Raw genomic sequence first — 12,156 nt, 5'->3', positions numbered from 1 at the left:
CTTTACCGAATTCATAAAACACCCGTAGAAATAAGTCGAGGCCGAGTCTTTCGCATGATCTTTCTCAGAAAGCGTTCGAGCAATGTGGAGAAAGTACAACATACGGCTAGGAGCATGTCGGTTATCCTAAAACCGGTCACAGATATGCCTAGTACATTTCGAGCTCGACTCATGTCTTTATAATGGGCCGACGCCCCCCGTGCTGATCCGGCTCCCAATGCATCAAAGTCACACAAAAGTTCCCCCCAAACCTCTGGGACAGACGCCATAGACGCTTTCATCATGAACATCTGATCTGCCGACAATCCAAAGTCAATATCATATCCCCCAATTGTCCAAAAAAAGTCTTTATTGAATACGGTTGCTTGATGGGGTATCACATGACCACCGATAAGAAATCTTGAGTGATTGAATGGAATTTTACCACCTATACCAAGAATTCTGGATCCGTCTACTATTTGACTCAAACCGTGGCCCCACATAAAAGGGGTCTGTATGTACTTAGCGGCGACAAAATTTACGGTGTCGGATGAGTGAAATATATCGGATGAATGAAGAAACCACAGCAAGTCACCCGTCGCCATTTTGGCGCCCTTATTCATTGCGTCGTATCTGCCCGCGTCACCTTCGCTAACCCATTTGATGCTTGGGTCAAGTTGTGCCAGGTACTCACGGGTACCGTCTTCAGATCCACCGTCAATAACAATGTGCTCAATATTGTGAAACTTTTGCAAACGAACACTGTCGACAGTTTTCCTGAGTCCATCTAGGTCGTTCCACGCAATTGTGATAATACTAAATTTCATCCGTTTTCTTTCTCGACAAGGAATACTCATAAGCACGTTGCAACTGAAGTTCTGCTTCCTGAACACTCAGTCCTTTTGCAACTTTCAACGTCTGCGCTTCAACAAGATCTTTAAATGCTTCGTCCGTAAAGAATGCGTTAATTACATTAGCTATATGGTCAAAAGAACCTGAGGTTACATGATATCCGAGCGACGCCATCGTAGGTATTCCCCTAGCTAGTACTGCAGTCCCGGACGAGGCAGCTTCGATAGTCGAAATAGGGGCTGCTTCCCATGCCCCGGTATGGAAGCATAAGTGACAGCTGGCGACGAGTCGTCTAGTCTCCAAAGGCGTCTGCCAACCAGTAACTCTCACGCCAGAGTCTACAAGTTCCTGTCGTAAATCACTGTCTCCGTCTCCGACCCAGATAAAATTATATAAATGGCGCAGCTTTTTCGATACAGCCGCGAACAGCTTCGGGTCCTTCTGTGCTCCGATACGACCAACCATAACAACGGTAGGGCGAGCCAGCTTAGGGACATCATTCACAGAATTTAGAAGCACATTGGGCACATAAAATACAGAGCCATTTCTCACCAAATCCTTAGCTAAGAGCGCTTCGTGGGGGCTGACCGCAACTATCACCTGCGACCTGATAGCCAAAATCTTTTCAACCCACCGAGCAGTTTTTCTCCAAATACCACTTTTATCTGTCCGTTCAAACGCGAAACAGTGGGGCGAATATACTATAGGAATATTTAAAGAAATGAAAACTCGAGCGAGTCCCGCATAACTCGAATGCAAATGAACAATGTCGGGCTTTAATTCTATACTTGCATCCCGAATTTTGGCTAAAAATCCTATAAACCCACCTTTATATTCTATAACATGCGTTCCTATTGAATACTCGCCAGTCGCCTCCCCCTTTCTCAATCTTCCGAGTACTATATGTTCTGAGGTATTCGCCATATGCGTATATTTAGATATAGCATTTTGAACCCCCCCACCCAAAGACTCAGTCACATGTAGTATTTTCATTAATGAGAACTGCTTTCATCGAAATTTTTGTTGGAATAAATGTTTGACAAAAAATAACTCAAAAATTACGGCAAGATTATTTCCCAGTCGTCTCCCGGCCGTCCCTCGATATATCTTGCAACGTGGCAAGTATTTGATTGTAATTTTCCAATATTTGCGGGCGTTTTTCTAAGATTCTGTCCCAAAAGGCACCCGGGTCACGAATGATTTTTTCCATGAGTCGTTGAACGTCTGGCAGCGTTACATCCCGCGCGTTCACAACAAATTCGTCTAGACCCAAATCCTCGTAAGCACCCCATCCCTTCCGCTCGTAGCTCAAATGTATTGCTGGATATCCAGCAATGAGAGACGATAAAGCCCCGTGCAATCTTGTGCTAACAACAATACGTGGATCATTTTGTTCGAGTATTGTCTTTAACTTATGTGGTTCGGAACCTCCAGACCTTTTAGTCAATGCATAGTCGTCATTGGCACCACCAGTAGACTGTAATGCCCACTCAAAGTGTTTTGAATCGCTTGCTTCTTGTAAGAATTTGTAGTAGTTACGCGGCCCAACGATCTCTCTGGCCACCATTACGGGCGGCAATTCAGATAACGTCTGTTCAGGCTGAATCGAAAGACTCGCGAGTTCAAGGACCGCCATATCTGGGGCTCGCCGAACAGCGGCAAGTTTGTATTCGCGAGCCGAACGGTCATCTCGGACAAAGACAGCACTGATTTTGCCAAGATTCTTGGTCACTGCCTTTTTATAAATTCCATGGAAAGGACCTATGCTCTGAGACAGGTACACGGATTTATGGCCGTACTTTGCGGCCATTTTCAGCTGACCAAAGTGAGCGCCCCAGCTCTTAACCGCCGCAGAGATATTCCCGCCGCGCAGGTAACCGCCTCCAACGGCAACGATTAAATCGGCCTGTCTAGCAATTTGCTTCACTTCCTTGTTTGGTCCAAGGAACACCGTAAGAAGCATAGCTGCTCGTCTTCCGACAAAACTATTTATACCTTTATAGGGCGTGCTCCATTGAAGATATTCCGGACCGCCAAATGATTCCGCGTCAGAAGCACATATGCGAAACTCAACTTCACCTAATGCCTCTAAAACTATTTTCTTTGCCAGTTCCACGAGCAGTCCGTCTCCAGAGTTATTCGGGCTGTACGCGTGTAGAATGAGAATTTGTGGAAGTTTAGCCTGCGAGGTACTGTACAATTAGACTCCTTGTGTTGACCCTTTTATAGGAATCGAGCGCTTGATGGAAAAGTTTGTTGCGTAGGTCCGATTGCTCAGATATGTTCTGTATGATTTCGGCAAATTCTGCTGCGTTACTAAATAGCAGCATAGGTCCACTTTTAGATAGATCTTTGAAAGCTTCGATTGAAGAACCCACCGTAGCCCGTCCTCTAGCGCGACCTTCCCAGATAACAAGAGGGTTTAATTCCCAGCGACTTGGTAAGAATACGGCATCTGCCCAATCCAGGTGTTCAGTAATATCTTCCACATGGTGAAATAGCTCGATTGTGTGTCCGGAAATGCTCTCAGACAGTTCATGTAACCTTTTGCGCTCTTTTCCGTCCCCTAAACAACGAACATGGACATGAACTTTAGTCTCCGCCAAAAGCTCACCTAATCGATCTAAACCTTTTTGTTCAGTAAGCCGGCCCGCAAAGAGAAGACGCGGTTGCGTAAGAACGCCGTCACGGGGTGGCTTAGGGTGAGACGCGGACGTGGAAATGAGATTTTGCTCAACCTTGTTCACTTCAAAAGACCCGATATTTTGCTCATTCAGTTCTTCTATGGCCCGAACCGATGGTGCCGTTATTAACCCTGCTCCCCTGACACCTCTTCGTACGAGAATGTTCTCGACTTTCCCTTTGACGCCTTCGGAGTCTTGGCTTGGTAGTTGATGAAAGGTGGCTGCTAGCCTTTTTTGAGCTAAAATACGAGGGGATATGAGCCCCAACACCAAATGGCTTGCTCGCATTAATGAGTAAATGGTGTTATTTTTCTCGATATATTTCTTAAGGGCTCTTGAGGCATGCCAGACACCCAATATAGACTTGGGGAAGTCTAGTTCTGTATATGATGAAACTAAAGCTCGGATCGCGTGATGATTCCGGTTGCCCTTGAATAGGACGACCATCGTAATTTGCTCCTTAGGCAAAAGTGTCATTAAATTGACTAGCGCGCCTTGTGCTCCACCACCTTGTAACCATGGGGCAATAATTAGAATTGAATTGCTAGGAAAGGATACCGCTCGTGACATCATTTGCCTTTTTTGAGAATCACGCTTTGATATGATTGGGCCTACTATAGTGTTTGTTCTTTTGAAGTCAAAAAGTTATTTTGCCTAGTTAGATGAAATAATTGGGCGGCTTTACGGTTTTTGTGTGAATTATTATAATTAAATGAATTGCTAACGTTGTATATTCGGCCTCATCTTATCAGATCTGGCCGGTTCGCCCGAACAGAATCCTTACCTCTTAATAGTAGTTGTGCTGTTGCAAGTTTGAACTCTGTGATTTCGGATTGCGACGCGGGAACGCTGTGCATCGGCTGTGCTTCCGGAACTGTGTGGGCCAAATGAAGGCTGTGTCACGCCAAACTGCGTCCACAGACGGGCGTGAACCTTGCCGGATTTGTTATGTGGCATTGTCGGTGAACTAGCGCCGACTACAAAGACAGGAGTAGTTTCCCGGTCTTATTTAGCAGTTAGGATAAGGGCACGTCTATTGGGGGAGTCTCGTTGAAAATTCATTACCTTGTCCTTGCGCATCACAACCCGGAGCAGTTTCACGAGCTGGTTTCCGCACTTGGGGATAGTCCCATCTATGCGCACATTGACGCTAAAGTGGACGCCGAGCCGTTTCAGACACTAGCGGTGACGTTTACAACCGAGCGCATCCGGGTGAGTTGGGGCGGGTGGAGTCAGGTGGAGGCGATTATCGCACTGATCCGCCATGCGATGCCCTATGTGGCTCCGGAAGATTACGTCGTCCTGCTCAGTGGCGACAGCTACCCGCTTCGCACCCCGGGGGCAATACGGGATTTTTTTGCGCACAATCACGGCGACCAGTTCATTAATAGCGTGGAATTGCCGAGCGTTGAGATGAACAAGTCGATCTCTCGGCTATCGAAGTACTATGTGGAATATAACCCGCGCAACGGGCAACGAAACCTCCTGCCCAAGCTTATTAACAAAGTGAGTTCTCCCCGCAACTGGCAGAAGGCGCTGGGGCCCCGCGAAGCGTTCACCGGCAGTACATGGTGGGCTCTAACCGGTGAGGCCGTCCAGTGGATTCTTGAAGACATCAAGGAAGACCCTGCATTCGTCGCGTTTATGAAGCACACCCGATTCCCAGATGAGCACTTTTTTCAAATCGAGATCGGCGTTTCGCCCTTCGCTTCCCGTCGGATGCCTACGGTGCTCTGGTCCGACTGGTCCCGGGACTATGGGACGAAGCCGATCACCATGGACGAATCACATGTCGCGGAGATGGAACAGAAGCGCCTCGTCTTCGATCAGGACGGCTACGGGATCGTACACGCCTTGTACGCCAGGAAGTTCGCGGATAAAGCCCTGACGGACTCTATCCGCCAACGCATTTGGCCGATAACAGTCCCCGTATGATTAGGGGCGTAGGGGTTACACCAATTGAATAGTTTAAGCTGCGCGCGGGTGACTACCTGTTACAGGCCGCAGTGGATGACCGGAGCTAGAGTCAACAAATCCGGGGGGCCCTATGTGTTTAGTCAGGCAGCTTTGAGCATTGGGACGTCGTAGAGTGTCCCGTCGCGGAGCATGGCGAACAGGACGGTGAGTCGGCGGTGGGCTAGTGCGATCAGGGCTTGATTGTGGCGTTTACCTTGGGCACGTTTCCGGTCGTAGTAGGAGCGGCTGGTGGGGTCGAATCTGATCGAGGCGAAGGCGGAGAGGAAAAGTGCACGTTTGAGGCGTTTGTTCCCTGAATGGCTGACTCGTTCGGATTTGATCGATGTGCCTGACTGACGGGTCGTCGGTGCCAGGCCGGCGTAGGAGGCTAAGGCTGCGGCGTTGGTGAAGGTTTTGCCGGAGATCTCGGCGATGATGATCGCTGCGGTCCTGACGGCGACCCCGGGCATGGATGTCAGGACCGGGTAAAGAGGGTGGGCCTCCACCATTTTCTCCAAATGCAGGGCGACATCAACGCGTTGGGCATGCAGTGAAATGAGCTGTCGGGCCAGGTGTGGGATGACGAGTCCGGCAGCGTCAGTGCCAACCACGGTCACTGTTTGTGCCCCCAACGCCTCGATGATCGCCCTGGCCCAGGCAGCGTGCCGGCGGGCTCCGTGCTTCTTGAGTTTCGCATCGATCCGCGCTTCGCCGGCGTGCTTTAGCTGGGCCGGTGTCGGCCAGGTGGCGAGGACTTCGAGCACGGCATCATGCTCCAGCCACGGGCCAAGGATCCGTTCCAGTGGTGGGTGGATTTGGGTGAAGAGCCCTCGGATCCGGTTGCTGGTCTGGGTGATCTGGCGCGCCAAGTCCAGATCGAAACCGGTGAGCATGCCCAGAGTGGCTTCGTCCTCGTCAGATACTTCGATGCTGCGTAGCGTGTGGGGCATGGTGCGGGCCGCGCCAGCGATGATGAACGCATCCTTTTCATCGGTTTTCGCTGTTCCTGGGTACATGTCAGCGATCCGTCGCATCGACAACCCTGGCAGGTACGCGACCGGGATGCCAAGATGCTGGGCGACTGCGACGGCTAAAGCGCCGATGGTCGCTGGCTGGTCCACGACGAGGAGAACAGTGCCCTTGGCACTTAGCGCTTGATAGACGGTGGTGAGCTTGGCTTCATCATTGGGTAAGGTCCTGTTCCAGATTTTTGTGCCGTCTTTGGTGACGGCGCAGGCCCAATGGTCGGTCTTCCCCACGTCTAGGCCTAGGAATATCTGGATGTCATCAGTGATCATGACTCGTGCTCCTTTGAACTGGTTCTTGTTCAAGGCCGACCAACCGCCGGTAGCAAAGTCTTACATCCACGTTATGACAGGCGTCCCAAATACAAGCGCCGCGCCCCTAATCAGCAATCACCTCGCTGCCATCCCAGCCTCGGTGGCAACACCCCCCGGATCATTGATTAGACAGGGGGAAGACACCATGCCGAGGCTGGTCGGCCGACAATCCCCATGATCCTCTTTCTAGGGACTATCAAAAAGATAACGGGGGTAAACCCTTCCTAAGGCCCCAGTATCGGTTTAAAGGCGCCTCTAGCTCATGTAGGCCACCGTATCATTCTGGCGTAGAGGCCAAGCAGTCGGCGCAGTCCTGCCTATTCTCTTATGTTCTTAACCGGTCTGATTGACCCCATGGGTGCCGGTATGCTTGACCGGATAATTCGATTAGATCCGGGGGAGATCATGGGGTTCCTGCGAGTGTTCCTGGCTGTGGCTGTGGTGGCTGGACATTCCGGACCGTTGTTCGGCATCCCGCTGGTATCCGGCCGTACCGCTGTCCAGTGCTTCTTCGTGATCAGTGGTTTCTATATGGCGATGGTCCTTGAGAGCAAATACCTGAAGCTGCCGGACAAGGTGTGGGCGACGTTCATGCAGTCCAGGTTGGCTCGGCTGTTTCCCGTCTACCTACTGACCGCCGCCCTGACGATGGGGCTTTTACTGCTGGGCGGGAACATATTTGTGGGTGATGATCCGCAACGGCTCCCGGAGTTCTTCTCGCTGCCGCTAGCGACGTGGCTGCCGATGGCACTGTCTAACCTCATCATCGTCACCCAGGACTGGGCACTATTTGCAGGGGTGGATTCTGGCGGGCAGCTGTTCTATACCCCGGACTTCCGCTCGGTTGACGTGCCGGCATACAAGTACTTCCTGATCCCCCAGGCATGGACTGTAGGGCTTGAGCTCGTGTTTTACGCGTCCGCCCCGTTCATCGCCCGATGTTGCAACCGGACGCTCTTTGCGCTGATGGCAGGTTCCATTGGGCTGCGGATTGGGCTGGGTTTCGCGGGCATGAGTGCCGATCCGTGGTCGTACAGGTTCTTCCCGTTTGAGCTGTCCCTGTTCATCGCCGGGATGCTGGCATTCCGGTACAGACACAGCCTGGTGGGCAAGCTGCCTACGAGCGTGCCGCTGGTGTTGGTGTTCGTCGGTCTGTTGCTGCTCCCGTTGGGTCGGGCGGTCCCTCCGGCTTACGCCGTGGCCCTGGTCGTTTTCCCGCTGGTGTTCGCCCTGTTCGTGCCGGCCATCTTCGAAAGCACCAAGCAGTCAGCAGTGGACCGTTGGGTCGGGGAGCTGTCCTATCCCGTCTACTTGGTCCATATCCTGATGATCAGCGTGTTCGCCTCGGTAGGTCTGCCGCTTGGTGGACCTGCGGCTGTCGTGCTGTCGCTCACTGCTGGAGCGGTCGTTGTTGTCCTGGTGGATAGGCCGCTTGAGTATGCCCGGCAGCGTAGGCTCCGGACGGTGCTGGCCCGCGGGGTCTCGCCCCGGCGGGAAGTGCAGCGCGCCCGAGCGTAGCACCATACTGTCCGCATGGGGATTACGCCGATTGAACCACTTCGCGTCTGGCGGGCCGGACTTGTTACGCCCGACCCACGCAAGTGCGTCTGGTGCAAGAAGACTGGGGAGAAATTCAAAAGGCCCGGCGGCTACCGCTACTGCTCTCATGGGTGCGAGCAAGCAGACGCGGACCAACAACGCGAGGCGTTCTAAACCCACATTGGTAACCCTTTATAATTAGGGAACCGCTCTGCATACCTAGGGGACAGCCATGCTCGAAATCTTGTTGCTTTTCGTTCTACTGTTCCTTTGCCTCGCCATACCGTTCGCCCTCTTGCAGATTCCTCGACTCAAGGCGTCCCTAGCAGCGAAGCATGCGAGTCATGAGCAGCGACCAAGGACGTGGATGCGCCGCCTTATGGGGGCTGGGGCAATGGCTGCAAGCCCAATCTACGGGTTTGCGTTCCCTCTCGCAGCTATCCCTGCTGCCGCCGCGGTTTTCGTCAAACCGCTTGCGGGGTGGCCTGTCCGAACCAAAGCGCTGATTGGGTGGTCGTTAGCGGGTATCCTAGCCCTCGTATTTAGTGCCCTGTATCAGGGACAGGAGATCAGCGGAAACATTCTTCACTATGCTGCCATGGCGCTATTTGTATGTGCCGCTGTGAGACTTACAGCTGGCGAAGCGTCTGCCGCGCAACTCCTTGGTTATGCCTCCATTGGAAGTGCCTTATTCTTCGTCGTCTTCCGCCCTAAGAATACGGACACCTTCGAACACATGTGGAAGTACGGGCTAGGTCCGTACGTCGCCATCGCGGCCGTCTGGCTTGCATGCAGCCTTACAGAACGGCGGCTGCTTGCAATGCTCGCGCTACTCGCCGTAGGGTCTGCCAGCCTGTTCCTGGGCTTTCGTTCTCATGGCTTGGTGTGCTTCGTGACTGTGGTCCTCCTGATGTTTCAAAGCAAGACGCGGAAGGGCAAGCTGCCCCTGGTTCGCATTGTCGCAGCCGGAGGAGCCCTTCTCGGGTTGTACAAGCTCCTGCCCGCGGCTGTCGCAGCAGGAGTGTTTGGTGAGGCTGTTAGGCTGCGTACTCTGAACCAGTTGGATGACAGCGGCCCGGCCCTGCTGGCCGGCCGCGTCGAACCACCTTTGTCCATCGCGGCGATTATGGAAAAGCCGTGGTTTGGGTGGGGTAACCTCAACGGCATTGACCTCGACACGTTAGGTGTAGCTAGGAATATCGCGTATGAACTGGGGATGCTCCCGGAAGCCTACGAGCGTTTGTGGGTTCGAGAGGAAGGGCGAGTGTCCGTGCATTCGCTACTGGGTGAGGGCTGGGCTGAGGGCGGCATAGTGAGCGCAGCCCTTCCGCTGCTTCTGCTAGGGATCTTTATTGCAGCGGCGTTCAAAGTCCGAGGCAACTGGGCGCCGCTTGTGATTCTAGTATCAGCGCAGGGTTGCTGGGATGTTGTGTTCTCTACATGGGGTTACAACAGGGCAATGGTCCTCGCGTTCTCTGCCGTCCTGGCAGCCTGGGCAATATCAAAATCACGCGATGAGATTGCTCAGGCCGATGGACTAGGAGACAGTCGAGTCAGTAACAAGCCCAAGGGCGGTCAGCGCCGTCCGTATAGCAGCGTTCTGCGTTGACGCCCCGGTTCTGGAGTAGCTAAGCACCGGCTTTGCCGTTGCTGTTGCCCCAAAGAATCCAATTTTTGAGCTATTACTTCCTATTTGTCCACGCGTCGCAGTGTCGAAGTCGATCTTCTTTCCCGCAGGGACGTACGCGCCAGCAACCATATTGAGTAGATCGTTAGTGCGGACTTCACCGTTGCTTGCCGATACTTGGAGGGGTATGGATAAACGGACGCCCGCAGTGTCACGTCGTTCAACTAGCAACGCGCCCGTAGAGGGGTCTTGGGCGAGGTTGAAACGCCCATCGCTTGGTACTATCTTGTCGGCCTTCACGACTTCGGCCAACGCCTGGCGCAACCGCCGGAGGGCGTTTCCCGAATGACAGTTGTGATCAAGGCGACCAGCTGCGGAATGACCGCGAAATTCATGACCGGTGTTGCCCTGGTGTCAATGAAGTCGTTGTTTCGGATTGACAGGTTGGAGACGGTTGCTGGGGCACCACTGTAGACGCCGTTATTAAGTGACAAGTCAGTGGAAGCAATCGGCGTTGTTCCGTCGATCATGAACGGTTCAGCCATGTCCACAAACATGTTCCCGTCGATGGTTATATTCGTTGCCCCCGCAGGTTCACGCCCCCGCGCCCACAGTTCTTGAGTAGGTTGCTGGAAATTATGATCTGATCTGCATAGATTTGAGGCGCCGCAGTAGAAGGGAAAGCTGGCCATCCACTGATAAGTATGCCGTGGCCGCCACCGTAGTTCGTTAGCTCATCCAATGCGCCGCGGAATACCGTGTCCATCGTGTTGCCGGTGACAACACCGCACGGCCAACGTTTTTTGGGACTATCCTCGCGGTCGAAGCGCCTGAGTATGGTGGAGCTCCCAATCGAGCAGTACCTGGACCGCAGGAGTAATTTCCTGGCGCATTTGTTCGTAGACTTCGTCTTCGCGGCGGTAAGGATCCACCACATCGTCGTCCTCGGGATTGTGGCCCTTGAGGCTTCGGGCCCGCAGTGCCAGCGGTATGACGGTGGCCCAACGCTCGGTGACGCTTGAACCACGTGGTGTTTCGACCTGCGGCAGAATTCTAGCCAGTTCGCGCAGCGTGAAAGTCTTTTTCAGTAGCGCCGGGTGGAGCTCAACGATGCGGCTCCTGTGTTTTCTGGTCAACGCCAGAACCAGGTCCTGGCTGCCCAGTATGTGCGGAGTTAGCTGGCGTGCGGAAAACTCCTCCGGATTTGCTCCCAGGACCCGGACGAATCCTTCAATGTGGGGTTCCATAGCGGAGCCAACCAAGGCGCCGGTGCCGGCACTCTCAACGCTATATGCGCCCGGTGTTATCAGATTCAGCCCGTGTTGGAGAACCCGTTCCACCATGGGGGAGCGGCAAATGTTTCCCGTGCACACGGTCAAAATCTTGAAAGGAGCTGTGTCAGTCATGGCATCACGCTGCGGTTCATGGTTGAGGTTCCTTCATTTGGTGTTTCGAGGGCCCGGATGGGTTCAACGGGTACAACCGGCGGATTAGATAGTAGAGGGCCGCGCCCAATACAGCACCGGTTGTGTTGGCTAGGACGTCCAGTACGGTGGCATACCTCTGGGGCAGGAACAAAGCCTGCCCGAATTCAATCAGGCAGGAAGCCAGAGCCCCGAGGAGAATGCCCGGTAGGACCCTCCTGAAGAAGGTGGCGGCAAGGTAGCCCATGGGGATGAACATGGCGATGTTGGCGGCAAATTCCACTTTGTTGTATCCGATGAACTTGGGCATTCCGTGTTGGTGAAGCCAGTCAAGGACCATATGAAGCTGCCCACTGGCGGGACGATCCACCGGGGATGGCCAGAACACAATGAGAGCCACAGCGGCGAGGTAGATCACGGCTGCGACCAGGGCAATGCTGCGGCGTGGCTGGTTCATTGGCTCAGTCTTGTTGGTAAACGTCTTGGATGCCGTTTCCGTCATCATTACGGTTTCCAGCTCTGTCAGTTTACGGTATTGCTGGTTATGACTTCGCTAGACGGCGACCGTTGGCAATGCCGAGATCTATGCCTTTCCAGATGGTAGAAAACCGCCCGCGGCACACGTTCCGGGGAGAAGTTCAAAGCCGGGCCATAGCCGGGCAAAAATTTCCAATTCGGCCGTAGCACTATTGCCAAACCTTCCGGTGAACTAGCCATTGGGCCTCCACCTTGGCTGAAATAGGGCCATTTTTTAT

11 protein-coding genes are annotated in these 12,156 nt (G+C 53.3%); 3 read left to right on the top strand and 8 right to left on the bottom strand.

The genetic code is table 11. The features are described from left to right. Positions 1 to 11 precede the first annotated feature (11 nt). The 4 genes from ACFUCV_RS01295 to ACFUCV_RS01280 all read right to left on the bottom strand — a co-directional run bounded on the left by ACFUCV_RS01295 (position 12) and on the right by ACFUCV_RS01280 (position 4,088). The gene (locus ACFUCV_RS01295) at positions 12 to 806 is read right to left on the bottom strand and encodes a glycosyltransferase (RefSeq protein ID WP_380811169.1); all 795 of its coding nucleotides are present in this window, start codon (positions 804 to 806) and stop codon (positions 12 to 14) included. Then, positions 796 to 1,809 carry a glycosyltransferase gene (locus ACFUCV_RS01290; RefSeq protein ID WP_380811167.1) on the bottom strand — a complete coding sequence of 338 codons (1,014 nt, stop codon included), beginning with the start codon at positions 1,807 to 1,809 and terminating at the stop codon, positions 796 to 798. Before ACFUCV_RS01290 ends, ACFUCV_RS01295 begins: the two co-directional genes overlap by 11 nt. A gap of 91 nt (positions 1,810 to 1,900) precedes the next feature. Then, entirely contained in the window at positions 1,901 to 3,031 is a 1,131-nt protein-coding gene (locus ACFUCV_RS01285; RefSeq protein WP_380811165.1) for a polysaccharide pyruvyl transferase family protein, read from the bottom strand. Next, positions 3,009 to 4,088, bottom strand: a complete 1,080-nt coding sequence (locus ACFUCV_RS01280; protein ID WP_380811163.1) for a glycosyltransferase family 4 protein — start codon at positions 4,086 to 4,088, stop codon at positions 3,009 to 3,011. Before ACFUCV_RS01280 ends, ACFUCV_RS01285 begins: the two co-directional genes overlap by 23 nt. Before the next feature lie 477 nt (positions 4,089 to 4,565). Between ACFUCV_RS01280 and ACFUCV_RS01275 the strand changes: the two genes are divergently transcribed. Beyond that, positions 4,566 to 5,450: a beta-1,6-N-acetylglucosaminyltransferase gene (locus ACFUCV_RS01275; RefSeq protein ID WP_380811161.1), complete on the top strand. Its 885-nt coding sequence runs from the start codon at positions 4,566 to 4,568 to the stop codon at positions 5,448 to 5,450. A gap of 122 nt (positions 5,451 to 5,572) precedes the next feature. Here the strand turns inward: ACFUCV_RS01275 and ACFUCV_RS01270 are convergent, their stop codons facing one another. Next, on the bottom strand, positions 5,573 to 6,769 hold the full coding sequence (locus ACFUCV_RS01270) for an IS110 family transposase (protein ID WP_380811159.1): 1,197 nt from the start codon (positions 6,767 to 6,769) through the stop codon (positions 5,573 to 5,575). Positions 6,770 to 7,138: 369 nt separating this feature from the next. On the opposite strand from ACFUCV_RS01270, the gene ACFUCV_RS01265 reads away from it, so the two are divergent. Continuing rightward, a complete protein-coding gene (locus ACFUCV_RS01265; protein ID WP_380811157.1) occupies positions 7,139 to 8,329 on the top strand; it encodes an acyltransferase family protein in 1,191 nt (396 codons plus the stop codon). 253 nt (positions 8,330 to 8,582) lie between these two features. After that, on the top strand, positions 8,583 to 9,959 hold the full coding sequence (locus tag ACFUCV_RS01260; protein WP_380811155.1) for a hypothetical protein: 1,377 nt from the start codon (positions 8,583 to 8,585) through the stop codon (positions 9,957 to 9,959). Between the two features lie 314 nt (positions 9,960 to 10,273). Here the strand turns inward: ACFUCV_RS01260 and ACFUCV_RS01255 are convergent, their stop codons facing one another. The 3 genes from ACFUCV_RS01255 to ACFUCV_RS01245 form a co-directional block, all read right to left on the bottom strand. Beyond that, entirely contained in the window at positions 10,274 to 10,669 is a 396-nt protein-coding gene (locus tag ACFUCV_RS01255) for a hypothetical protein (RefSeq protein ID WP_380811153.1), read from the bottom strand. Between the two features lie 117 nt (positions 10,670 to 10,786). Then, entirely contained in the window at positions 10,787 to 11,383 is a 597-nt protein-coding gene (locus ACFUCV_RS01250; RefSeq protein WP_380811151.1) for a low molecular weight phosphatase family protein, read from the bottom strand. A gap of 16 nt (positions 11,384 to 11,399) precedes the next feature. Continuing rightward, a complete protein-coding gene (locus ACFUCV_RS01245) occupies positions 11,400 to 11,906 on the bottom strand; it encodes a VanZ family protein (protein WP_380811149.1) in 507 nt (168 codons plus the stop codon). Positions 11,907 to 12,156 lie beyond the last annotated feature (250 nt).

It is taken from the genome of Specibacter sp. NPDC057265 (assembly GCF_042668835.1).
In the GTDB taxonomy this organism is placed as follows: Bacteria; Actinomycetota; Actinomycetes; order Actinomycetales; family Micrococcaceae; genus Specibacter.
Note: the sequence above shows the minus strand (reverse complement) of the source record. Positions and strands in the feature narration are given on the sequence as shown.

Coding starts and splice junctions, on each gene's coding strand:
- ACFUCV_RS01295 (WP_380811169.1), bottom strand. CDS start 806: ATGAAATTTAGTATTATCACAATTGCGTGGAACGACCTAGATGGACTC.
- ACFUCV_RS01280 (WP_380811163.1), bottom strand. CDS start 4,088: ATGATGTCACGAGCGGTATCCTTTCCTAGCAATTCAATTCTAATTATT.
- ACFUCV_RS01270 (WP_380811159.1), bottom strand. CDS start 6,769: ATGATCACTGATGACATCCAGATATTCCTAGGCCTAGACGTGGGGAAG.
- ACFUCV_RS01265 (WP_380811157.1), top strand. CDS start 7,139: ATGTTCTTAACCGGTCTGATTGACCCCATGGGTGCCGGTATGCTTGAC.
- ACFUCV_RS01260 (WP_380811155.1), top strand. CDS start 8,583: ATGCTCGAAATCTTGTTGCTTTTCGTTCTACTGTTCCTTTGCCTCGCC.
- ACFUCV_RS01255 (WP_380811153.1), bottom strand. CDS start 10,669: ATGGCCAGCTTTCCCTTCTACTGCGGCGCCTCAAATCTATGCAGATCA.
- ACFUCV_RS01250 (WP_380811151.1), bottom strand. CDS start 11,383: ATGACTGACACAGCTCCTTTCAAGATTTTGACCGTGTGCACGGGAAAC.
- ACFUCV_RS01245 (WP_380811149.1), bottom strand. CDS start 11,906: ATGATGACGGAAACGGCATCCAAGACGTTTACCAACAAGACTGAGCCA.